The organism is Sphingobacterium sp. 40-24 (genome assembly GCF_001899705.1).
Lineage (GTDB): Bacteria > Bacteroidota > Bacteroidia > Sphingobacteriales > Sphingobacteriaceae > Sphingobacterium > Sphingobacterium multivorum.
This window is the reverse complement of sequence record NZ_MKWH01000021.1, coordinates 66,625-90,822: the sequence shown is the minus strand read 5'-3', so window position 1 is coordinate 90,822 and position 24,198 is coordinate 66,625. Positions and strand designations below refer to the sequence as shown.

Annotated in this window: 17 protein-coding genes; 10 read left to right on the top strand and 7 right to left on the bottom strand. The window is 38.9% G+C overall.

All coding sequences use genetic code 11. The annotated features are described in order from the left end of the window. Positions 1-10: 10 nt before the first annotated feature. From bcp to BGP15_RS07285, 3 genes are all read right to left on the bottom strand, one after another. Positions 11-472 carry a thioredoxin-dependent thiol peroxidase gene (gene bcp / locus BGP15_RS07295; RefSeq protein WP_046673708.1) on the bottom strand — a complete coding sequence of 154 codons (462 nt, stop codon included), beginning with the start codon at positions 470-472 and terminating at the stop codon, positions 11-13. A gap of 74 nt (positions 473-546) precedes the next feature. Beyond that, a complete protein-coding gene (locus tag BGP15_RS07290) occupies positions 547-2,271 on the bottom strand; it encodes a M23 family metallopeptidase (protein WP_286769111.1) in 1,725 nt (574 codons plus the stop codon). Positions 2,272-2,284: 13 nt separating this feature from the next. Continuing rightward, positions 2,285-2,896, bottom strand: coding sequence for a fumarylacetoacetate hydrolase family protein (locus BGP15_RS07285; RefSeq protein WP_286769110.1), 612 nt, complete (start codon positions 2,894-2,896; stop codon positions 2,285-2,287). 496 nt (positions 2,897-3,392) lie between these two features. On the opposite strand from BGP15_RS07285, the gene BGP15_RS07280 reads away from it, so the two are divergent. The 10 genes from BGP15_RS07280 (at position 3,393) to BGP15_RS07235 (ending at position 19,862) form a co-directional block, all read left to right on the top strand. After that, a complete protein-coding gene (locus BGP15_RS07280; protein ID WP_286769109.1) occupies positions 3,393-4,028 on the top strand; it encodes a hypothetical protein in 636 nt (211 codons plus the stop codon). Between the two features lie 36 nt (positions 4,029-4,064). Beyond that, entirely contained in the window at positions 4,065-4,724 is a 660-nt protein-coding gene (locus tag BGP15_RS07275) for an HAD family hydrolase (protein ID WP_286769108.1), read from the top strand. 87 nt (positions 4,725-4,811) lie between these two features. Continuing rightward, on the top strand, positions 4,812-5,300 hold the full coding sequence (locus BGP15_RS07270; RefSeq protein ID WP_046673711.1) for a gluconate 2-dehydrogenase subunit 3 family protein: 489 nt from the start codon (positions 4,812-4,814) through the stop codon (positions 5,298-5,300). Positions 5,301-5,307: 7 nt separating this feature from the next. Beyond that, on the top strand, positions 5,308-7,023 hold the full coding sequence (locus tag BGP15_RS07265; RefSeq protein WP_286769107.1) for a GMC oxidoreductase: 1,716 nt from the start codon (positions 5,308-5,310) through the stop codon (positions 7,021-7,023). A 411-nt stretch (positions 7,024-7,434) separates the two neighbouring features. Next, entirely contained in the window at positions 7,435-10,581 is a 3,147-nt protein-coding gene (locus tag BGP15_RS07260; RefSeq protein ID WP_286769106.1) for a SusC/RagA family TonB-linked outer membrane protein, read from the top strand. A gap of 18 nt (positions 10,582-10,599) precedes the next feature. Continuing rightward, the gene (locus tag BGP15_RS07255) at positions 10,600-12,165 is read left to right on the top strand and encodes a RagB/SusD family nutrient uptake outer membrane protein (RefSeq protein ID WP_286769105.1); all 1,566 of its coding nucleotides are present in this window, start codon (positions 10,600-10,602) and stop codon (positions 12,163-12,165) included. 484 nt (positions 12,166-12,649) lie between these two features. Beyond that, the gene (locus tag BGP15_RS07250) at positions 12,650-15,706 is read left to right on the top strand and encodes a SusC/RagA family TonB-linked outer membrane protein (protein ID WP_286769104.1); all 3,057 of its coding nucleotides are present in this window, start codon (positions 12,650-12,652) and stop codon (positions 15,704-15,706) included. A 10-nt stretch (positions 15,707-15,716) separates the two neighbouring features. Further along, complete coding sequence (locus tag BGP15_RS07245) at positions 15,717-17,363, top strand: RagB/SusD family nutrient uptake outer membrane protein (protein ID WP_286769103.1); 1,647 nt, start codon at positions 15,717-15,719, stop codon at positions 17,361-17,363. Positions 17,364-17,418: 55 nt separating this feature from the next. Beyond that, positions 17,419-18,585 (top strand): glycoside hydrolase family 76 protein, encoded by a 1,167-nt coding sequence (locus BGP15_RS07240; protein ID WP_286769102.1) that lies wholly within the window; start codon positions 17,419-17,421, stop codon positions 18,583-18,585. A 383-nt stretch (positions 18,586-18,968) separates the two neighbouring features. After that, positions 18,969-19,862: an alkaline phosphatase family protein gene (locus BGP15_RS07235; protein WP_286769101.1), complete on the top strand. Its 894-nt coding sequence runs from the start codon at positions 18,969-18,971 to the stop codon at positions 19,860-19,862. 73 nt (positions 19,863-19,935) lie between these two features. On the opposite strand, the gene nrdF is transcribed toward BGP15_RS07235, so the two are convergent. The 4 genes from nrdF to BGP15_RS07215 all read right to left on the bottom strand — a co-directional run bounded on the left by nrdF (position 19,936) and on the right by BGP15_RS07215 (position 23,795). Next, complete coding sequence (nrdF, locus tag BGP15_RS07230; protein ID WP_286769100.1) at positions 19,936-20,922, bottom strand: class 1b ribonucleoside-diphosphate reductase subunit beta; 987 nt, start codon at positions 20,920-20,922, stop codon at positions 19,936-19,938. A 132-nt stretch (positions 20,923-21,054) separates the two neighbouring features. Beyond that, entirely contained in the window at positions 21,055-23,160 is a 2,106-nt protein-coding gene (gene nrdE, locus BGP15_RS07225; protein ID WP_070570178.1) for a class 1b ribonucleoside-diphosphate reductase subunit alpha, read from the bottom strand. Next, on the bottom strand, positions 23,120-23,527 hold the full coding sequence (gene nrdI, locus BGP15_RS07220) for a class Ib ribonucleoside-diphosphate reductase assembly flavoprotein NrdI (RefSeq protein WP_053003630.1): 408 nt from the start codon (positions 23,525-23,527) through the stop codon (positions 23,120-23,122). The genes nrdE and nrdI overlap by 41 nt, the downstream gene beginning before the upstream one ends. A gap of 34 nt (positions 23,528-23,561) precedes the next feature. Beyond that, positions 23,562-23,795, bottom strand: a complete 234-nt coding sequence (locus BGP15_RS07215) for a thioredoxin family protein (protein ID WP_046673718.1) — start codon at positions 23,793-23,795, stop codon at positions 23,562-23,564. Between the last annotated feature and the right edge of the window lie 403 nt (positions 23,796-24,198).

Genomic DNA, 24,198 nt, shown 5'->3' with positions numbered 1-24,198 from the left:
GAGGTATTCTTTAAATGCCTAAATCACGGATCTGCTGGGACGCATTTTTGTTATCTACTTTTTTGATGATATGTTGGATAATGCCATCTGCATCAATCACAAAAGTGGTGCGTGCTGTGCCCATATACTTTTTGCCATACATGTTTTTCTCAACCCATACGCCATAGGCCTCGACAAGGCTCTTGTCTTCATCTACAAGCAATTGAAAAGGTAGCTCATGCTTACTGATGAATTTTTGATGCGACGCCTCCCCATCTATACTTACACCGATGATTTCAAAACCATCTTTTTTCAAAGACTGATAGTTGTCCCTGAAATTGCAGGCCTCCGTGGTGCAGCCTGGTGTATTGTCTTTTGGATAAAAATATAAAATAACTTTTTTCCCTTTAAAATCTGAAAGATGGACTGTTTCACCATGTTGATTTTTTGCACTGAAATCCGGTGCTTTCTGTCCTATTTCTAGTGTTGCCATATTATCTTGTATTTAGTCGATTAAGATACGATTAATCTCTTGAAACCGCTGATTTATTGCCCAAAATCAGGTGTTTACCTTGTAAAAGAAGCTTCGTATGTCTTTAAATTTCCTTTGTTGTCTTTCACTTCGAGTTTAAACTCATGTCGGCCACTGCTTAAGTCGGGTTCGAAGTCATGCCAAATATGTCTTGTTTTCGGGTCATATTTCATCAAAGCCCATTTCCCATCAATGTAAGCATTAAAAGTATCTATTCCAGAGAGATTGTCGCTGATTGTAAAGTCAATGGATTGCTGTCCGCTCACATTCTTTCCGTCGGTCAGGTTACGTGCTACAATATTCGGTGCAATGGTGTCAACAGCAACATAAAAACCGCCAAATTCGCGTACATTGGCCACCACCCAACCGTTCTCATATTTACCGCCCTGTGCTCCACCATCGGAAGAAACAATCAAAGCTTTGTCATAAAGATTTTCAGATAAGCTGTAGTCTGGTTTGATCATGAGCTTGTAGTATCCGAAGACCGGTGTATAAGCATTGTGGATATAGTGCATTGCCGAGTAGCCTTTTGCAGGTTTTGCTCCTTGTGAATAATTGAAGTAAAGATCGTCGTACAATACATTTTTACCCATATACACACGCGCATTCTCTGCTTCGTATTTGTTCTCGTCTGCGTAGTGGAACATTTTTAAGCCGGCAGCATTGGCGCGACTGATCGAAAGCGAAGGGTTATTTTGCACCTTAAAATTCAATTCGCTCGTATTCCCTTGAACATCCTTGACGACATATTTTACCTCATGGACCTCATTGTCTTTCAATTCGATTTTCCCCAGGTTGTCCAGGTGTTTATAGATGTTGATCGGATTGTTTGGATCTTTAAAACTTTTCTGAACCCGTACACCGGATTTTTTTAAGTAGGGGTAGTCTACGTAAGACTGGATCGCACGGGTCTGATCAAAAGGGATTGATTCAAACAGCACCGTACTGATGTTTTTGTTGTCCAAAAAAAGTTCGATCGAGTAGACACCATACGTAAATGAGATACCACTGCGTTTATCAACCGTGTTAATGCCTAGCCCAAAGGTACCATTCACCGAGATGGGCGTATTCGTTGCCAGACTATAATTACCACCGCCTGCCGATTTGATGGTTTGATGTCTTCGGGGCGTATTTTCATCAAATAGTTCGGAGCCTAAATCATAGACCGTCATGCCGCGGATGATCGGTTTTACGCCATCAGGAAAGAGTAGTCCGAACAATTGTGGATTGAGTGGCAGCTGCGCTTTTGTATCACGGATTTCAAAATGAAGATGCGGACCTGCAGACCCGCCTGTATTGCCCGAATTTGCAATAAACTCACCTTTTTTTACAGGAACCTGATTTGGTTTGAGGAATACATCTACATCAAAACGCTTCTGCTTGTACTGCTCATCTTTGATGATTTTAGCAAGATCCGAATTGAAACTTTCTAGGTGCATGTATACCGAGGTGTAACCATTGGGGTGATCAATATAAACATAATTACCACCCCCACCTATCTGTACCCTGACGCGGGATACAAAACCTTCCGCGGCTGCATGCACCGGAATATTGATGCGTTGTTGTGTCCGATAATCGTCCCCACCATGGAAATGTGTTGCCCGCAATTCGCCGAATGATCCCGAAGCCTGTGGAGCAATGTCCATCGGACGTACAAAATAGTTTTGTGGATAACTGCGGCTTTTGATAATATCTTGTCCCTGGCTTAGACCTGTTATGCAGGTTAGCAGAGAGAGCAATGCTGTCGTTTTTTTTATCATGCTATTTCCCCTACTATTTAATTTTACAGCTAAACATTTTCTGGTCGCCGATGAAACCTTCCAATAAATCGCCGATGGCTACAGAGCCAACACCAACAGGCGTGCCCGTGTAAATAAGATCCCCTTTGCGGAGGGTAATAAATTTGGAGGTATACACAATCAGATCTTCGTAGGAGAAAATCATGTCCTTGGTATTTCCCTGCTGAACTGTTTGCCCATTTTGCTGCAGGGAGAAATCAATCGAATTCACGTCTGCAAGCTCCTCTTTAGGAATCAAGTTGCTGATGACTGCAGAATGGTCAAATGCTTTTGCCAATTCCCAGGGAAGGCTTTTTGCTTTCAATTCTTGCTGTACATCCCTGGCTGTAAAGTCAATCCCCAGGCCGACAGCATCGAAATAAGTTGATGCAAATTTTGGTGTCACATGTTTTCCTTCCTTACATATCCGAAGGACGACTTCGGTTTCAAACTGGATATTTTTTGAAAATTCAGGATAATAGAAATCTTTGTTGTCCTTTAACACCGCAGTATCAGGTTTTAAAAATATAATGGGATTTTCTGGGACTGGATTATTGAGTTCTTTAGCGTGGTCGATGTAATTGCGACCGATAGCAATTATTTTCATGATATAAATTTTTAAGGCAATGAAGCTTTTAGATTTCCTGCGAATTCATGAGCTCGGTTTTCATTGCGTGTACGTTTGAGGTGGTATTCGAAAGTACTATATGCTATTCGTGAGGGACCTACACTAGGCCGGAATGCGCTATGCTAACGAACGTCATGTGAGGAACGATATGGCTATCTTCTGAAAGCTTGTCGCGCATCCATACTCGGTACAACTTAATTTTCGTTTACCACAACAAACTTAACAAATGTCCAAAGCTTATCCAAAAATGAAGGAAAACAACTACAAGCATAATTTAGATCGAAGTATATATTTATAGAGGTTTTAGTTAGGTTTTGTTTAGGTTTTAGTTAGGTATAGTATAGGTTATAGCTAACTAAAACCTATACTATACCTAACTTAACTCTAATTTATATCTAACTTAATTAAAACTTTAGTACTGATCATTTGTTTAGCGGTAGATGTTAAGATTGCAATTAGACAAAAAACTTAAAATATGGCTATATTAGAAGATGGTCCAAATGGTGGTTTCCGGGGTAAAGTTGGCTCGATATATGGATACAATCGTATGGGGCAATGGATTATTCGGGGTGCAAGGAGGAAAAGTAGTAAACCTCCGACTGAAGCGCAGCGGTTACATCGCCAGAAAATGAAAGCTGTCGGAGAATTTTGTGCAGAAAACAAAGTTGTTTTTGATTTTGGCTATGGGCTAAAAAAAGAGAAAGGAGCTAAATATGGTGCATTTCAGCTTGCGCAGAAACATGTTTTCAATGATGTGTTGTCTTTTGATGCTGATTATAATCCCGTTGTGAATTTTGAGAATTTGAAAGCCTTCGTAGGTGATCTAATACCGCCTGAGGGTACTAAGGTAAGTCTGCATGAAGGTCGTATATTTTTGGAATGGATACCAAACCCAGCGTATGATGATGAACTTTATAAATTAAATCTGGCATTCGTTAGCTTGAACGATTTGTGCTCGTTAAAATTTGCCGTTGCATCTGCTAGAGATGGTCAATGTGTTGTAGATATACCAGTTGAATTAAATCGGAAAGCTGATTATCACGTATACATCGGTTTTTGGGATACCTATCATGGTGCATTCTCAAATTCGACCTATTGCGGTGTCATTTAATAGGATAATTCACTCTACTTGTGTATCTTTAACACTATGAATAAAATACAGGCGGTATTGTTCGATCTGGATGGTACGTTAATTGATTCGGAATATTTCTATTTCAAAAATTGGGCACCTATATTAAAACAGGAATTTAACCTTCTGATCAACTATGAAGATTGGATTCGCGATTTTGCTGGACATACTTTAGCACATAATGTTAAGCGTCTTACCGAGGACTATGGCTACGACGTGACGGAAGAACATATGTGGAAGCGTACACGTGCGGCTTATGCCGATTCTAACATGAGCGATATTGAATTAATGCCTGGAGCGCGAGAAATTTTAGCTTTTTTGAAAGCAGAAGATATCCGTATTGGGCTTGTGACTTCGAGTTATAGAAGCACAGTCGATACTGTTTTGGGCAAGCACGAGCTCTTGGATTATTTTGAGTTTTTTGTCACGCGAGAGTGTGTGGAGTTGCCAAAACCCAATCCGGAACCTTATCGTTTGGCATTGACAAATCTGGATCTACCAGCTGACTGCTGTGTGGCTATTGAGGATACATCGACAGGAAGTACATCGGCGTTGGGAGCAGGGACGCAGTTGATTGCAGTTACGAAACAGGAGGTGGAACGTGCTAGACTAACAGCTGTTGATAACATTGTGGAAAACTTATCTGGGGCAAAAGCCCTGTTGGCGCAATGGATTTAAGGGTTGTAAAATAATTTAATCGTTTTAGCATTTGTATTTTTATTCGGATATATGTAATATTACCGAATTGTAAAGGGAACTCTGATTATGAACCGTAGAACCGCAATAAAGCAATTTTTCATTATAGCTGGCGGACTGACAATTTTGTCGTCCTGTCTGAATGATGGAGGTGCATCAATTGTATTGAATAAGCTGAAGATTTCGGCAGAAGATGAGCAATTTTTGGGCGATCTGGCTGACATCCTGATTCCGAAATCGGATACACCAGGAGGGAAGGATCTGAACTTACATCTTTTCGTCATCAAAATGGTCGATGACTGTGAGTCGCCAGAAAATCAGGCTAAATTTGTCGCTGGTTTCAATAAATTGAGAAAACAGTTGAATTTAAAAAATAGCAAAGAGACGGAGACCACTTTGGCGGGGTTAAAAGACAAAACCGACGAGAAGGCTTTTTTTGAGACCTTCAAATCGCGTGCAATTCAGGGGTATATGAACTCAGAATACGTGATGAAGAATAAGGTGATCTATAAACTTATTCCGGGTCCGTACAATGGTGCGGTAAAAGTTAAGGCATAAATAGCAGATGGCAAATCTAAATATTGACAGTGAAAAAAACAGAACCTACGATGCAATCGTGATCGGTTCGGGAATTAGTGGCGGTTGGTCCGCAAAAGAGTTGTGCGAGAAGGGATTGAAAACATTGGTTTTGGAACGTGGACGTGATGTACAACATATCAAGGATTACCCAACCACCAATATGATGCCTTGGGAGTTTGAACATCGGAACGAAATGCCTTTCAAAGTAAAAGAAGAGAATCCGATTGTCAGCAAATGTTATGCATTCCATGAGGATGCGGCCCATTTTTTTGTAAAAGACAAGGAACACCCTTATATTCAGGAGAAACCTTTTGACTGGATCAGAGGCTATCAGGTTGGCGGCAAGTCGTTATTATGGGCGAGACAAACGCAACGTTGGTCTGACTTTGATTTCGAAGGGCCGGCTAGAGATGGTTTTGCAGTAGATTGGCCGATCCGTTATGCTGATTTAGCCCCTTGGTACGCTTATGTCGAAAAATTTGCCGGTATTGCAGGAAATCACGATGGACTTCCTGAATTGCCGGACGGCGAGTTCTTGCCAGGCTACCCATTAAATATTGTCGAGAAGTATTTTAAAGAAAGCGTCCAAAAGAAATTTCCGGAGCGCAAAGTTATTTCAGCACGTTGTGCACACTTATCCAAACCAAATCAGATTCACATCGAACAAGGGCGTGTACAGTGTCAGAATCGCGTACTGTGTCAACGAGGATGTCCTTTTGGTGGATATTTCAGTTCCAATGCAACGACAATCCCTTGGGCTGCGAAGACCGGGAATATGACCTTACGTCCATTTTCGGTTGTTCATTCAATCCTCTATGATGAACAAAAAGGAAAGGCAGTGGGTGTACGTGTTATTGATACCAACACAAAAGAGGAAATTGATTTTTATGCCAAGTTGATTTTTGTCAATGCGGCGGCAATCAATACGAATTTAATCTTATTGAATTCTAAATCCAACCGTTTTCCAAATGGTTTGGGCAATGATAGTGGTGTGTTAGGAAAATATGTTGCCTTTCACAACTATAGTGCACGCATTTACGCGGAGTATGAAGGATTGCTGGATTTTACGGCCGAAGGGCGGAATCCCGCAGGTGGAGGGTATATTCCACGCTTCAGAAACTTGCACAAACAGGAAACGGACTTTTTAAGAGGTTATGCCGCCGGTTTCGGTGCTTCACGTAGTAAAGAATCTGATCGTTCGGGTTTAGGGTTAGATCTGAAGAACAATTTGTTGAATCCTAAATTAGGTGTTTGGCAGGTTGGATCTCACATGATGGGTGAAACAATACCAAAAGAATCGGGAATGGTTTCATTGGATAGCAGTAAGAAAGATGACTGGGGTATTCCGTTGTTAAAAATTGCTGTCGATTATGATGAGAACGATGAAAAAATGAAAAAGGATTACATTGCCGTCATGACGGAGATGTTTACGGATGCTGGTTTCACAAACATTCGCCCGGATACACACTGGCAGGCTCCAGGTTTGGATATCCATGAAATGGGCGGAGCACGTATGGGCCACGATCCGAAAACTTCGGTATTGAATAAATGGAATCAGATGCATGCTGTGAAAAACGTTTTTGTCACAGATGGTGCAAGTATGACCTCCACATCAACACAAAATCCTTCATTGACCTATATGGCATTTTCGGCTCGATCTGTCGATTATGCGGTTAGCGAGATGAAGAAAGGAAATATTTAATTTTACCGGGGAAAGGTTTTGAAAATAAATCTTTCCCCAGTAAAATTAAAGTGCTATCTTTCCAAAGAATAGCACTTTAAAACCAAGAAATAATAACCAAAAAGGAAAGATAAAAAGTAATAAACAATTAAAAAACCAAAATAGGGAAACCAAAAAATTTTACAAAAAAAGCAAAAGCGATTTAGCTCAATTTATTATGAACCCTTTGGGTTAATGAGCCCGGAGGTAGTCTAAACCTACTGTTTTCTCTTTTATGTTAAATGAAAGAATGAAAACAAAAAAGGAATTGGATGTACAAATTTTTAAGAGAGCGGATCGATTTTAAAAACATCAATTAAGGGAAACTAAATTAAACTAGACGTTTTAAGCATCTTTTGCTAAAACGTTTTTATAAACCAAATCACTATTAATATGAGCAAAGTTGACGTAAAATCATTTGCGCAGCTTGGGAAAAAATCAAAGTTATTTTTCTCATTGGCTGTCATTGCTGGTACTTTCCAACAAGTCAATGCCGCTGTCGGAACTTCAGTCAATTACCAAGGTAAATCCTTTGTAAAAGAAGTAAACCATATGCAGCAGCAAGTTAAAGGAAAAGTATTGGATGCTGCTGGAAAACCAATTTCAGGAGTTAACATCGCTGTAAAAGGAACTTCGAAGGGCACACAATCTGATGCCTTGGGTAATTTTACTTTGGATGCTAAATCGGGGGATGTATTGGTGGTTTCTTCCATTGGTTACAAAACCAAAGAAGTCACTGTTTCCGGTGCAACTGTTTCTGTACAATTGGACGATGATCAAAGCCAATTGGACGAAGTTGTCGTTGTTGGTTACGGTACCATGCGTAAATCGGATGTAACAGGTTCTATTGCCATGGTTAAAGGGGCAGATATGATCAAAGATCAGAACTTTAGTCCGCTGGATAACTTAAGAGGTAAGGCTTCGGGGGTTAATATCTTTTCTAACTCGAGCCAACCTGGTGCTTATGCGAACCGTGTGGTCATTCGTGGTGTGGCTACGATCAATTCATCATCCAATCCACTCTATGTTGTGGACGGGGTTGTGATGGAAGACTTTCAGTTGTTGAATCCGAATGATATCGAGAATATTGAGGTATTGAAAGACGCATCTTCGGCAGCGATCTACGGTGCACGTGGTGCAAACGGGGTTATCTTAGTAACGACAAAACGCGGAAATAAAGATGGATCCAGAACAATTAACTACCAAGGTTCAGCCGGTGTAAGCTCCGTTCAACGTTATATGGATCTATTGAATGGGCAGGAATGGGTAGATGCCTTTATGATCGGCTTGGAAAACGAAAATAAATACCAGGGAAAATCTTGGTCCTTGGATAAAAAGACCTGGTTTAATGACCCCAACTATTTTGATGCCAGTGGTAACCCTTTGTATAATACAGATTGGCAGCGTGAAGCAACACGTACAGCTATTTCGCATAATCATCAGTTAAGTGTGCAACAAGGCGATGACAAATCATCTGTTGGGGCTTTCTTAAATTATACCGATCAGCAAGGTGTCGTTAATAATACCTGGAATAAACGGGTAAATGCAAAAATGGCCTATGACGCAAAACCAACATCATGGCTTTCTACAGCAATTAACTTAACTGTTAATCATACTTGGGGACGTTATACACCAGAAGATGGTGGCGGACAGGAAGCACGTCGTACCATGATTGAAATGCTTCCTTGGTATCCTGTGTACGATAAAAATGGACAATATACATTTTCATCATCTTCGACTGTTTCGGACAAATTAGGGTTTGAAGGAATGGCAAATCCTGTGTCTATATTGGATTTACAAAAGAGGATGCGTTATAATACACAGATATTCGGTAATGCGGCCTTAACATTCCATTTGGCCGATGGTTTGGATCTTAAGACACAATTGGGTATAGATAATCATAAAAAAGCGTATAAAGGATATTCTTCCATTACCTTGAATAATATTTCTAGACCAAATGGCTGGGCTGAAATGAACAATACCAATACCCTGTATTGGCAAGAGGAGACTTATCTGACCTATAATAAGCAATTTGATAAACACCGCATTAATGCTATGGCAGGTTTATCATGGCAAGAAAGAACTTACGACTTCAATAGTTCTAGAACCGAAGGCTTTTTCGACGACGCTTATGAGTACAATAATATGGGAATTGGAATTACACCATCGACACCAGGATCTAGCTGGAACAAATGGGCCATGAATTCCTATTTCTTAAGGGCAGCTTACTCCTATAATGATCGTTACTCGGCGACAATTACAGGACGTTATGATGGATCATCCAAATTCGGTAAGAATAATAAATATGCTTTCTTCCCATCAGCAGGTTTTGCTTGGAATGTGTCGAATGAGGACTTTTTGAAAGATAATGCCACAGTTAGCAATTTAAAGGTGCATACTAGTTACGGATTAACAGGTAACTCGGAGATTGATCCATACAGGTCCTTGGCAATCGTAGATGCAGGAACGATATTGCTTAACAATTCAAGAGCTCCATATTCCTTTGTGAATTCTATTTCGAATCCAAATTTAAAATGGGAAAAAACCGCTCAGGTTGATGCTGGAGTTGAATTGGGCTTATTTCAAAATCGTTTAAATTTTGATGTGTCTTTCTATCATAAGAAAACGACAGACTTGCTCCTAGATGCGCCAATTCCAACTGCCTCAGGATTTAGTACTGTGATGAAAAATATCGGATCCGTGCAAAATCAAGGTTTGGACATTATGGTTAAGGGAACCATTATCAATAAAGAAGACTTTAGCTGGAATGCCTCACTTAATGCCAATTATAATAAAAATAAGGTGTTAAAATTAGGCGAGAACAATGCCGATATCCAAATGAATAGCTGGGTAGGCGGTGCTAATAGTGTTATCCGCGTTGGTGAGAACTTAAATAGTTTTTATGGTTACAGAAGATTAGGGGTATATACTCAAGCTGATGTGGATGCCGGAAATGCGACGGTAAGTCAAATCGGACGTGCAAAAAGAACGACTGAGAAAGAGATTATTGGTAAAGGATTGCCCGACTGGACAGGTAGTTTTATCAACAATTTGAAATATAAGAACTTCGATTTTACCTTGGATCTGCAATTTGTTAAAGGTGTCGATGTGATGCAACAATTTTTCCATTCGACTTATGACCGTTTCGGTATCACCAATGGTTTGAAAAATATCTTAACCGACGCGTATAATGGATCAAATCCGAATACCATGCAACAGGCTATTTATTTGACAAATGGTGGGCATGCTGGACAAGATACCAATGTGGATGATGCTTGGGTAGCTGATGGTTCGTATTTACGGGTTAACTTAATTCAGTTGGGATATACGTTCAACCCAGAAGCCTTAAAGGGTATCGGTCTAAAACGTGTTAGAATCTACGCAAATGCAAATAATCCGTTTTTATTCACTTCAAAAGAATTTTTAGGATATGATCCTGAAAGTACTTCACAAGGTGAGAGTAAGTTTGGACAAAACATAACGTTTTTCTCTTATCCAAGAGCGAAGACTTTTTCGTTGGGTCTGAATGTAACATTTTAAAAATTAGAAAATAAGGAAATGAAAAATAAATTTTTTATGTTGTTAATTCTTGGATTAGGTTTAACGACATCATGTAACAAATTTTTGGAAGAAGATCCGAAGTCTAATTTGTCTCTGGACGGATATTATCAAAATTCTGCTCAAGCACAGGCTACGGTGAATTCATTATATAGAAGGGGAGCTCCACAACGCTATTCGCTAGCGGGAAGTGCGTATGTCGGGCCAGCTGCTTCGGTCAATACCATGTTGACAGGATATTTTACAAATAGTTATGAGGGGCAGGAACGTGTTTGTTTATTCGCTAGGCAATTAACGAGACAACAGAATACCAATTTGATCACCGGACAGATGAATACAATCTGGGATGAAAGCTACAAGGCTATTAATATTGCAAATGCCGGAGTGAAGTATATTCCTACCATATCATTTGTTTCTCAAGATCAGCAAAAATCCTTATTAGCAGAAGCGAAGTTTTTTAGAGCCTTTAATTACTTTTATCTGGTAAAGACGTTTGGCGCCATTCCACTCAGCACAACCCCTGTTGAAACACTGGAAGATAATCTCTATTTAGAAAGAACAGAGGTTGCTAAAGTGTATCAGTTAATCGAGACTGATCTTAAAGAAGCTGTACAAGATTTACCTGCTAAAACGTTTGCTGATAATGGACATCGAATTACAAAATATGTAGCGGCAATGACATTGGCTAATGTTTATTTACAAGAAGGCAAGTATAGTGAAGCTGCAGAGATGGCAAAAATTGTTGTCAATTCTGCTCATAAAATGACTGAAAATGTCGATCTTAAAATGAGTAGCGCTTATAATAAATTGCGTACAACGGATGATTTAAGTGAAGTGATTTATGCACAGGAATATGACGCAACGATTAATACCAGCAATTGGTGGACAACGTATGCATTTAATTCTTCAGCAACTACCGTTTTCGATAAGTATTCTATTTTTGAGCGTGTTTTTGGTCCTACCAAACAATTTCTCAATGTCTATGATACAAAAGATTTGCGGATTCAGCCAAATCAATTCTTTCATTGGAAGTATACAAATCCAGTGAATAATAAGACTTGGGAGTCCACAGATGCTGGAATATGGTATTATTTTGATGAGCAGGCAGCTACAGTTACTGGCCGAGGAACCAAGGACTGGAACTTCTACCGTTACCCTGAGGCCTTGCTTATAGCTGCAGAAGGAATTGCTAAAACATCTGGCGTAAGTGCCGAGGCTGCAGGTTATTTAGCACAGGTAAAAGCACGGGCAAATACCGAAGGGAAATCAGTTGCTGCTTATACGGCCGAATTACTAACATTATCAGCAGACAATTTTGTGAAAGAATGCTGGAAAGAGCGGCTACGTGAATTCCCATTGGAATTTAAAATGTGGGACGATATTGTTAGAACTAAAATGTTCCCTGTAATTTCAACGACTGAGGCTGGTAAAGTCGATTTCGTACCATTGATTGGAGCTAAGAACGGATCTGGTGCAACATTCAAAGAAACAGACTTATTATGGCCGATTTCTCCGGATGAAATTCAGCGAAATAATAAATTGACTCAGAATCCAGGATATCAATAGGCATACCTTATATAAGATAAAGGGTATTCAATCTACCCTTTATCTTATCAATGTATAAAAATAGGGCTTGTGAATATTCATGAGCTCTTTTTATGGGGTATAAGTTGCTTTTTAACTGAATTCCATAAAAACAATAATTTTAAATTATTTTTGATTTAAAATTAAAAATACCTATCTTAACGATCGAATCATACACTTGAACTAAATAATAAACCAAAGAAGGAAATCAACAACGTATATTTCTAAAATAGCTTCCATTTTTTTTACTTTCTTAGCAAAACCGATTTTGCTGATATAGGATGGCGATTTTGAATCACGTGCCGATACTCAATTAATATTTAATACTAAATGTTTCCGATATAATGATGTGTATTGAATAACACAATAATCACTGTTTTCGGCAACTATTATAAATAATAATAAATAAAAATGCCTTTACCAATAAGCTAAATCGTTTTATATACTAAATCACCATAATAAAAATATGAGCAAAATTGATTTAAAAACAGTTGTGCGATTAAAAGGAGAATCTAAGCTATTCTTATCTTTGATTTTTATCGCTGGAGCAATGCAGCATGCGCAGGCTACTGCCTCTTCTCAAAGGATGTTAAACAACTCTTTTCTAACGGAATCGAAAAAGCCCCAACAACAAATTAAGGGAAAAGTCTTGAATGCTGATGGAAAGCCAATTTCAAGTGTAAACATCACTATTAAAGGAACATCGAAGGGGACACAGTCAGATGTGTCAGGTAATTTTTCTTTGGATGCTAAACAGGGAGACGTGTTGGTTGTCTCTTCTATTGGTTACAAAGGGAAAGAAGTTACTGTTTCTGGCGATACCATTTCTGTTCAATTGGAAGAAGACCAAAGTCAGTTGGAAGAGGTTGTAGTTGTTGGTTATGGTACGCAAAAAATAAGGGAAGTTACTTCTTCAGTAGCCCATGTAAGTGCAGACCAATTTCGTCAAAGCGGCGCGAGAAACCCGTTGGATCTCATTCAAGGAAAGGTCGCGGGATTGCAGGTGTCTAGAAGTGGGTCGAATCCTAATTCAGGTGTAGCGACTCAATTGCGGGGCGCGATTTCTGTTACTGGGAGCGCCAGTCCATTGTTTGTTATTGATGGGATACCCGGAGGTAATCCGGATCTATTACAACAAGATGATATTGAGTCTATAGATGTGCTGAAAGATGGATCTGGTGCTGCGATTTATGGAACAAGCGCCAATGCCGGTGTCATTCTGATTACGACAAAAAGGGGAAAACCGGGTAAATCGGTATTCAACTATTCCAGTTATTTTCGCAAAGATTTTGTCTACAATAGACCTGATTTTTTAACTCCACAAGAGTTTAGGGATAAGATTGCATCTGGTGAGCTAAAACAAACTGATTTTGGCCATTCTACTGATTTTTTTGATGAATTGATTAATAAAGATAATTTTTCACAGAATCATAACCTTTCACTGTCTGGAGGTAATGAATCAACTACCTATCGTGGAAGTGTCAATTTTCGAAATTTGGAAGGTATTGCAAAGGAAAATTCAAGAAAGGAATATACAGTGAGAACGAGTATAAACCAGAAGGGCTTTAACGATCGTTTGAATTTTCTCCTCAATATCGCTACCAATACGAACAATGCGAACTTGTTAGGCGGTGGTGGCTGGGAAAGTGAAGCTACGAAAAATCCGACCCTCTCAAATTATAACGATGATGGATCTTTTCGTTATGACCGAACGAGTACAAATGAATTTGCTCGATTGTTTACTGAAACAAGCTATCGGAAACAACAGACATCTTCTTTAGACGGAAAAGCAGATTTAAATATAATTGAGGGGTTAAAGGCCAGTGTTTTTGGGTCAGTACAACGTAATTCCTATACAGATGGTGCTTATAGAGCGCTCAATAGTGAAGCATCTTTAGAAGATCAAGACTATCCTGGTGGGGGATATGCTTCCAAGTCCAATCTGTTGAATGAAAAATATGCATTTGAACCGACACTTCAATATAACACTACCGTTGCCGAAAAACATGCAATCACAGCATTAGCAGGATATAGTTATCGTTATGAGAAAGACGAGGGACAAAGTGCAGACAATAGGGGATTTATAAATAATAATTTCCATGAAGATAATTTGTCGGAAGGACAAGCGCTTCGGGATGGACGTGCTAATATGGATAGCTATAAGAATGACAATACTTTGATCGCCTTTTTTGGCCGGGTAAATTATACTTACGCGGATAAGTACATGGCTCAGTTTATTCTAAGGCGTGAAGGCTCATCTAAATTTGGTGCAAATAACAAATGGGGTAGTTTTCCGGCAGTATCCGTAGGTTGGAACATCAGCAATGAAGATTTTATGAAAGATATCGGTTTTATCAATAATTTAAAACTGCGTGCTGGTTATGGCGAAACGGGAAACACGGGCTTTGCTAATAATGCCTCGCGATTAACTTTGGGGGGGGGAGGAAAATATCTGTTTCCTGATGAGACCTACCGAGAAACCTACGGACCCGACCGTAATCCGAATCCAAACTTGCGGTGGGAGACTAAGAAGGAAACAAATATCGGTGTTGATTTCACGATGTTGAGCAATAAGCTTTCGGGTTCAATTGATGTCTTTCAACGAAAAACTGTTGATCTTTTGGACACGTATACTACCCCACAGCCTCCTTATATAAGAAATAATATCTATTCCAATGTAGGTACACTTTCTTCAAAGGGTATTGAGCTAGCGCTTAGCTATCGTGCTATAGATCGTGAGAGTTTTAAGTGGAACATGGATTTCACAGCCAGTACATTAAAAAATGTTTTAGATAGTTATTCGAATGATATATTTAAAGTAAAATATAAAACATTTGGTGCAATAGGTGGCGCAGGAGCATTGGGCGATGCATTCACAACGTACGAAGGGCACAAGATCGGTGAATTTTTTGGTAAGCGATTTGCCGGATTTGATGATCAAGGAAAATGGCTTTTTTATAACCGAAATGGTGAAGCTGTACACAATGATGCGATCAATAATTCCAGAGATGATTTGAATTCTTCTGATTTAGCGGTAATCGGAAACGCTGTCCCCAAATATTATATTTCCTGGACGAATAACTTTTCCTATAAGAATTTTGATCTGAGAATTTTTATGCGGGGTAAATTCGATTATGATATCTTAAATACAACGGCACTTTCTTATGGCAATAAGGTCTGGTCAGAGAATCTTTTGAGAGACGCTTTCACCAAATATAAAGATATTAATGATACCTATATGTATTCTGATTACTATTTGGAAAGTGGTAGCCACTTAAAAATTGATGAAGTTACACTGGGGTATCGATTTAAATTGAAAAGTAACACTTGGGTAAATAATGTGCGTATATATTTAACTGCTCAAAATCTGGCAACAATAACGGGGTATTCAGGAAATGATCCTGATTTTGTATTGGATACAGGTTTGGGTAATGAAGTAAATGGACAACGTTTAGGTATTGATAGTAGAGGACCTTATCCCAATACCCGATCGTTTTTGTTTGGTGTAAATTTTGGTTTTTAACAGATAATATATGAAAAATATTGTTAAGATTTTATTTTTAGCTTGTGTAATTAATGCATCAAGTTGTACAAATTTGGATGAAAACGCTTATGATATCATTGTAGCGGACGATTTTTATAAAAATAAAAATGAAGTAATTTCTGCTGTATTGCGACCGTATACGCATGCAAATGCGTGGATATCACCATCAGGACAGGATGGATGGTGGCGGCCAGCGGAATTATCCGCAGATCAATTGGCCTGGCCGACCAAAGGGCGGCATGGAGAAGATGGAGGCAAATGGAAAAGGCTGCATTATCATACTTGGACAGTAGATGAAGGTGGGTTAAACAATGCATGGGTATTGATGTATTGGGGAGTAGGTTTGTGTAATAGCCCCATCGATATTCTCGAAAAATCTGACGTGGCTCGCATGGGGATAACAGATGCTGAAAAGAATGAGTTTATTGCTGAACTAAAGCTTTTACGAGCATTACATTATCTAAAGCTAATGGATTTATTCGGCAATATTCCAATAACTACCAAAGCGCCAAGTTCAGCAGAGGAGCCTTTACCTCAGCCCTCTTCTACAAAAGAGGTTTTTGAATTTATTGAAAAGGAAATTTTAGCTAATATTGATCTAGCGCCCAAATTATCGAGAGCCATGTTAGGTCGGGTTTCGCAGGCGGCAGGTTATGCTATGCTGGTGGAGTTGTATTTAAATGCTGAAAAATGGTCTGGTCAACCGCGGTGGGATGATTGTATTGCAGCGGCGGATAAATTGATATCGGGTGCTGGAGGAGGTTTGAATGGTGCCATGGCATTGGATCCAAATTTAACAGATTCCTATGTGCCGACGAATGACATGTCTAAGGAAACTATTTTTTCAATTGCTTACGATTATCAGACAGCAGACTTTGAACCCGGATTTCCAGGGGAATTTTATCATTTCGTACAAAGCGAGATCTATGGGGGCGGACGAACTGGCAATAATGGTATCGTATTGATCCCTGGTGTTTTCAGCCAGTATAACGAAAAAGACCTACGAAAAAAAGAATGGTTTTTAAGCGGGCCGATGGTTAGGTTTGTGGATGGTAAAATTGTACAAGGCTCGGAAGAATATAAAGGTGAACAGCTTGTTTTTGTTGATTATATTCGGCGGGCTAAGAGCGGAGGTACATCTTCTACAATGAGCGATGGTGAAGAGAATAGTGGGATCCGATTTAATAAATATAAGCTTGGTAACTCTATAGAAGGTACTGTCAACGGCGTTAAAATACCTGCGAATGCAAATTACAACAATACGGACTGGAACGTCTACCGTTTAAGCTGGATTTATTTTGCAAAAGCCGAGGCATTGATGCGAAAAAATGGAGGACGCGCTTCACAAGAAGCTGTGGATTTGATCAATAGTTGTAAAAAGAGAGCCTTTTCTGATGTAGACTGGAGTGAAGCAAAGTATACCACAAGCACATTAACGCTTGATGAGCTTTTGGCAGAGCGAGGACGCGAATTCATTTTTGAAGGATTTAGAAGGGAGGATCTAATCCGCTTCGGTAAATTTCATACAGCAACCTGGTGGGATCATAAGCCTTCTTCTGAGAACAAAACAATGTATCCAATACCTCAGCAGCAGATATCAATGAATCCCAATCTAAAACAAAACCCTGGTTATTAATGTTCAGGAATAGTAGATGCCGCATAGGTATCTACTATTCTATTACCTAAAACACATGAAAAGATATTTTACGTTGTTTCTTTTGAACTTTATTGGTGTAACCTTATTTGCACAAAAAAATAATTTTCAAAACTATGCTATCCAAACTTTAGATAGCATCTATAGCAAGTTTGGAAATACCAAGAATCAGCTCTTGGCTGAAAAATATCCCTTTGATGAAAACTTCAAAGCCGATTATCTGGATAATAATCAACAGGCAGCGCAGCAAAAGAAATATGCTTACCTATGGCCTTTCTCGGGTAGTTTTTCGGCTGTAAATGCCTTGATGGAATTGCCAAAAACAAAAAAGGCATTTCAGTTCATACTTGACAAAAAAGTCCTGATGGGGTTACAGGAATATAGGGATGAAAGTAGGTCGCCTATTGGCTATGCTTCTTATTTAAATACAGCTCCTCCCTCGGATCGTTTTTATGACGATAATATCTGGTTGGGTATCGATTTTACAGATAGCTATATCCATACAAAAAAAATAAACTACCTGACTTCGGCCAAAGAGATCTGGAATTTTGTAAAGAGTGGGGAGGATGATAAATTAGGTGGTGGCGTATATTGGTGTGAACAGAAAAAAGAATCTAAAAATACGTGTTCGAATGCACCAGCAACTGTATTTGCACTTAAGTTATTTATGGCAACCAATGATAGGTACTACCTACAAGAAGGGGAGCGTCTTTATGAATGGACAAAAAGAAATCTTCAGGATCCCGAAGATAAGTTATATTGGGACAACATGCAGCTCAATGGAAAGATTGGAAAAGCTAAGTTTTCGTACAACGCCGGACAAATGTTGCAGGCAGCTGCATTGCTTTATAAGTTAACGAAAAATAACCGTTACCTCGAGGATGCAAAACAGCTGGCTGAGGCATGTTTCGGCTATTTTTTCGAAACGAAGGAGAAATTGGATTTTCCAAAATTGAAGAATAGCAATTTGTGGTTTCATGCGGTAATGATGCGTGGTTACATAGAGCTCGCTTTAGTGAACGGTGATCAAAAGTACCTGGCAGTTTTTGCGAAGAACCTTGAATTTGCCTGGCAGCATATGCGCGATAAAGAAGGATTATTTAGTGCAGACTGGACCCTGAAAGATCAGCATAAATCGAAATGGCTGCTCGATCAATGTGCTTTTGTCGAAATGTATGCACGGTTGGCAAAAGCTGGGTATTAAAATCGATGTAAAACGGTATAAGGTGAAGACGCTGAAGATAATTTTTCAGCGTTTTTTTAGTTCTGTAACATGTTGGTTAGAGGGATTAAATAATGTTTACTTAACATAATATATGCTGTAAAATTTCTATTTTTGAGGTAGGTCAACTTATTACCAGCGTGACTTGTAAAATATGATCGATAAACCTTGATCTAGCATATGAACGATTCATTGGATAGGCGGGGCATCAGGTTATCTATTCTGGATACAAGAAAGCTTGAGGAGGTTGCGTAATCATTGAATACCAAGTTATTTTATTACGAAACCATCATGATTTATTCAATCACATTAGGGAATGAATAAATCTGATAGCTTCATTGCAATTGAAAAATAAATTTATACAGATGAAAATTAAAAGTCTATTATTACCATTGATCGTACTGGGGCTATCCACAAGTGCTGTGTCGGCACAGAGCAAAAAGATCAAACACGTTGTTTTAGTTGGTTTTGACGGTTTTGGAGCGTATGCTTTACCAAAAGCGGAAATGCCAAATCTTAAAAAGATGATGCAGGAGGGGACATATAGTACACATGTACGTACCGTATTACCTTCCTCTAGTGCTGTAAACTGGGCTTCCATGATTATGGGCGCTGGTCCTACCGCGCATGGATATACAGAATGGGATAGCAAGACACCCGAGATCCCTTCTACAACCAAAACAGCAAACGGAATGTTTCCTTCCTTATTTAATGCTGTTGCCAGCAAAAATCCCAAGGCACAGTTTGCTGTGGTGCATAGCTGGCCGGGTATAGGCTATTTGATCGACAACAAAGTCGTGCAAAAGGTCATTAACACCAAGGATGATGATGAAGCGGCTTTGAATACCACCGTGGATATCATAAAAAAGGAGAAACCGACGATTACTTTTGTGCATTTCGACCAACCTGATGGTGTAGGCCATAATATCGGGCACAATACACCGGAATACTATGCTGAACTAAAACAGGTCGACAGACGTATTGGTACCTTACAGCAAGCTGTAAAAGATGCAGGAATTGCAGACGAAACAATTTTTGTTATCGCTGCGGATCACGGCGGTACAGGTAAAGGACACGGTGGTAAATCGTTGGCCGAGGTGGAGATTCCCTGGGTAATGACCGGCCCTGGTGTGCCAAAAGGAAAAGAAATTAAGGAAACTTTGATGATTTATGATATCGCGCCTACGTTAACTTGGTTGCTTGGTGCACCGCTTGATGCGGCTTGGCGCGGACAGGCCATCAAAGCATTCCAACAATAGTTGTTGCTCGTCAGTCAAACAAAAAGCCCCAAAGAATTTTCTTTGGGGCTTTTTGTTTGACAAATCGTCAATATTATATATCTACGACCACATCCATTTTGAAGTCGTCATCTTTTAGATGGACAATTTCCGTTGCTTTTTCGTAGTTAGTTGATTTCTTGGAGAAGAAGTCATGTTGTGTCGTTTCAGTATTCAAGCCATTCAATACGATTGGGTTGACTTGTTTTACTTCGAAGATCGGATCAAAGCCCAAATTCATCAATGCTTTGTTGGCATTGTAACGAACATATTCTTTTACCTCTGCAGTTAAACCAACTTCAGTATAGATCTCTTCCGTATATTTCAACTCATTTTCATACAAATTGTAAAGCAGGGCCAGGAAACGAGCTTTTACCTGATCTTGATTTTTTAATTTTTTGAATTGATCTTGGGCTATTAATCCAACGAATACACCGTGAATGGATTCGTCTGCGATAATTTTCTTGATGATATCGGCAGAAGCAACCATTTCACCTTGTCCACATAACCATAATGGCAAGAAGAATCCAGAATAGAATAAGAATGATTCCAATAATACGGATGCAGCCATCGCCATATAAATCTCTTCGTCCGAAGCCTCCTCTTTATCGATTGCACGGTAGTAGCCATCAATTGTTTCTGCTTTGTATTGAAGGTATTTATTTTGTTGAACCCATTCGAAAATGTCGTTTATTTCCGCGGTTGTAGAAACTGTCGTGAAAATAGTGGAATACGATTTTGCGTGGATAGCTTCCATCATACACATATACGACAATACAGCTTTATTCTGTAATGTATCGATATGATCGATGATTTTAGGCATACCAGTATGGCTTTGAAGGGTATCCAACAAGGTTAATCCTCCTAAAGCTTTTTTATACGCATCTTTCATTTCTGGGCTGATACGTTTCCAGCTATCGATATCTTTTGAAGGAATGTATTCCGTATCGATCCAGAATTGACGGATATTTTGTTCCCAGAACATCAATACATAATCGTTCTCAGGGGTATTCCAGTTGACAGCTTTATATGTTTTACTCATTTTTAGTTTAAAGTATTAGGCATTTATTATCACGCATTTGGATTGTTGATTTTAGATAAGCCAAAAGCCGCCAATGGCGTAGGCAACTTTTGACTTTCTCCCATTATATATCCAAATACTAAAATCTCAGAATTAAGCTGAACAAGAGACACATTCGTCGATGGTCGATTTTCTTGTCCGTGTATAATAAAGGGATTTCAATCCCAATTTATGTGCATAGATATAATATCTGGACAAATCTCTCGTCGAATCCTTTGAGTTTGTATGCAAAATTGTAGATACACCCTGATCAATATGGCGTTGGATAACCGAGATCAATTTTAAGACCTTGAATTGATCCATATCATAAGCTGATTTGAAATAGAAATAATTATCGTTTGTCAAGTATGGCATTGGATAGTAAGTTGTACTATCTCCATACTCACGCACCTCAATGATATCTACAATTGGCATAACTGATGCGGTTGCATTCATAATATACGAGGTCGATTGATTTGGAGCGATAGCCAAACGGTAAGCATGGTAAATACCATGTTCTTTGATTTTTGCTTTTAGTTCCAACCAATCTTCTACTGTTGGAATATGTATTCCTTCAAATAACTCCGTTACCTTAGCTGTTTTAGGCATGTAATCGCGGTTTATGTAATTGTTGAAATACGTACCATCGGCATAGGCTGATTTTTCAAATCCAACAAATGTTTTACCACGTTCTTTGGCAATTTCCATCGATGCTTCCAATGAATAATAGTTCATCATCATAAAGAAGGTATTGGCAAAATCCAACGCTTCGTTAGATTCATACATAATGAAGCTTTTTGCAAGGTAACCATGGAGGTTCATTGCACCTAGTCCTACAGAATGTAACTCACGGTTTGCTTTTGCAATAGAAGGAACCATGTCAATATTGGTCACGTCTGTAACGACAGTCAAAGCACGCATAGCCGTTTTTACGGTCTCTTTGATACGTTTGTTGTCCATTACAGTCGCAATATTTAAGGAGCCTAAGTTACAGGAGATACCATAACGGATCGTATCCTGTTTGCCATAGATCTCAATATCGGATACTTGGGATACTTGCATAATTTCAGTACACAAGTTTGAGAATTTCACCTGACCGATTTCATTCAATGCATGGACACGGTTGGTGTTCTCTTTGAAGAAAATATAAGGATATCCCGATTCTTTTTGTGTCTGTGCAATTTTAACTAAAAGGTGACGAGCATTGATTTTTTTCTTTTTCACGTTTGGATTCGTGATCAATTCGTCGTACATCTTGTCCATATCCATCTCATCCAAGAATTGTCCATACTCTTGCATTACCGTATGTGGGTAGATCAAATAGCATGGTTCATCTTTTTCTGCCAATTCCATGAATTTATCAGGAACGATGATACCGATAGACAATGATTTGATACGTACTTTCTCGTCAACGTTGATTTTTTTACAATCTAAAAATTCTTCGATGTCGGAGTGGAAAATATTGAGGTATACTGCACCAGCACCCGGACGTTGTCCCAACTGGTTCGCATATGAAAATGTATCTTCCATAATCTTCATGATTGGAAGTACACCGCCGGCACGGCCTTCAACACCTTTGATAGCTTCTCCACGAGCACGGATTTTAGAGATATTGAACGATACACCACCACCGATAGAAGACAACTTCATTGCGGAATCAACAGCATAACCGATACCATTTAAGTTGTCGCCGATTTCATCCAAGAAACATGATACTAATTCACCCGAGCGTTTCTTTCCTGCATTCAAGAACGTAGGGGTCGCTGGCTGATATTCTTGATTGATCATGATTTCTGCATATTCAATTGCTTTTTGAACACCCTCTTCTCTTGCTAAGAACAAGGAAACAGCAACTACACGGTCTTCATAACGCTCTAAAAACTTCTCGCCAGAATCGTCACGTAAAGCGTAGCTCTGGAAGAATTTGAATGCCGCCATAAAAGATTCGAAACGGAATTTCTTCGCATACACATAGTTGAATACCGTTTCCATTTCTTCAAATGTAAACCATTGGTAAAAGTCAATATAATAGTTGTTTTCTACCAAATAGTCTATTTTTTCTTTTAATGTATAAAAGAACACTGTGTTCTTATTTACATATTCCAAGAAATATGCACGAACCGCTTCCTTATCTTTATGTAAGCTGAATTCGTCATCATGCTTAATCATGATTTCATTATTAAGCAATATCCAGTTTTTTGCTACTTCGTTTGCTACCATCGCAAAAGTTCTTTAAGATGTCAATAAATTGATTAATATCTTCCATTGTTCCGGACAGTTCAAATTTGAACGCCAGTGGAATGTCGAAATCCTGTGAAATGCGATCAGCTGCTAGACCAAAATTCGGCCCCCAGTTGCGGTTGCCACTGGAAGTAACAGAATAAATATTTTTAGCTTCGCGTTTCATGAATTCTTTTGTGTTTTCGGGCACCTGACCAAAATTTGTGGTGAAAGTGACCAAATGACCGGGATCTTTTACCGTTAAATCGGCGGTGATTTTATGGATTTGCCAACCCGTTATCTGAGCTACTTTATCCATAAAACGTTGTACGTTCCCCGTTCTGGAATCATAATAAATGTGTATCATGTCACTGTTTCATTTTAATGATACGCTGAATTTATTAAAGTGCAATGGCAGCCAATTCTTCTGGTTTAAAGCCAATGATACGGTGTTGAATCTCTTCATTTTCCAACACAATTACCGTAGGAACAGTGCGGATTTTGAATCTTGCGGCCAAGTCTGGTTCATCAAAAGGATTAACCGTTTCATATTGGATACCTTTTTGATCCAAATAAGCCGATACTTGTGCACAAGGAGCACAATCGTTTTTCTCAAATTTGATAATTCTTGCCATGTTTACTTGTTTATTTTTTTATTCCAATCTTTATAGAAAAACTCGGTACGGAGTTAATGGTATCAATTTTAATCGGGGAGACCAGATTTAAGGTGCATCTGGCCATTTAAAATAGACAATTCATCAAAAAGAAAAGTCTGTGTTTCGATACTTAAAAACTTCGTTGAGTTGCCAATTCTTTCATTAGCTTAACAAATATCTTATATTTTCTTTCGATGCGGTAGTTTGACTTTTCCACATTTTGGGCAAAAGTTTGTCAGAGAATGCGTTTGCTGCAGATTAGTGTTTGTAAGTTATTGATTATCTTAATTTTGTAAATGTGGATAACTTTAAATCAGTAAATTTTACCACTATTTTACAAATGATTTAAGTTTAATTTTACTGTCATAAAAAAGCTACAAAG

Excerpts from the sequence above, each read along its gene's own strand:
- BGP15_RS07290 (WP_286769111.1), bottom strand. The coding sequence starts at position 2,271 with ATGATAAAAAAAACGACAGCATTGCTCTCTCTGCTAACCTGCATAACA.
- nrdE (WP_070570178.1), bottom strand. The coding sequence starts at position 23,160 with ATGGTAGCAAACGAAGTAGCAAAAAACTGGATATTGCTTAATAATGAA.
- BGP15_RS07285 (WP_286769110.1), bottom strand. The coding sequence starts at position 2,896 with ATGAAAATAATTGCTATCGGTCGCAATTACATCGACCACGCTAAAGAA.
- BGP15_RS07250 (WP_286769104.1), top strand. The coding sequence starts at position 12,650 with ATGAGCAAAATTGATTTAAAAACAGTTGTGCGATTAAAAGGAGAATCT.
- nrdI (WP_053003630.1), bottom strand. The coding sequence starts at position 23,527 with ATGATACACATTTATTATGATTCCAGAACGGGGAACGTACAACGTTTT.
- BGP15_RS07240 (WP_286769102.1), top strand. The coding sequence starts at position 17,419 with ATGAAAAGATATTTTACGTTGTTTCTTTTGAACTTTATTGGTGTAACC.
- BGP15_RS07235 (WP_286769101.1), top strand. The coding sequence starts at position 18,969 with ATGAAAATTAAAAGTCTATTATTACCATTGATCGTACTGGGGCTATCC.
- bcp (WP_046673708.1), bottom strand. The coding sequence starts at position 472 with ATGGCAACACTAGAAATAGGACAGAAAGCACCGGATTTCAGTGCAAAA.
- BGP15_RS07260 (WP_286769106.1), top strand. The coding sequence starts at position 7,435 with ATGAGCAAAGTTGACGTAAAATCATTTGCGCAGCTTGGGAAAAAATCA.
- BGP15_RS07215 (WP_046673718.1), bottom strand. The coding sequence starts at position 23,795 with ATGGCAAGAATTATCAAATTTGAGAAAAACGATTGTGCTCCTTGTGCA.
- BGP15_RS07275 (WP_286769108.1), top strand. The coding sequence starts at position 4,065 with ATGAATAAAATACAGGCGGTATTGTTCGATCTGGATGGTACGTTAATT.
- BGP15_RS07265 (WP_286769107.1), top strand. The coding sequence starts at position 5,308 with ATGGCAAATCTAAATATTGACAGTGAAAAAAACAGAACCTACGATGCA.
- BGP15_RS07270 (WP_046673711.1), top strand. The coding sequence starts at position 4,812 with ATGAACCGTAGAACCGCAATAAAGCAATTTTTCATTATAGCTGGCGGA.
- BGP15_RS07280 (WP_286769109.1), top strand. The coding sequence starts at position 3,393 with ATGGCTATATTAGAAGATGGTCCAAATGGTGGTTTCCGGGGTAAAGTT.
- nrdF (WP_286769100.1), bottom strand. The coding sequence starts at position 20,922 with ATGAGTAAAACATATAAAGCTGTCAACTGGAATACCCCTGAGAACGAT.
- BGP15_RS07255 (WP_286769105.1), top strand. The coding sequence starts at position 10,600 with ATGAAAAATAAATTTTTTATGTTGTTAATTCTTGGATTAGGTTTAACG.
- BGP15_RS07245 (WP_286769103.1), top strand. The coding sequence starts at position 15,717 with ATGAAAAATATTGTTAAGATTTTATTTTTAGCTTGTGTAATTAATGCA.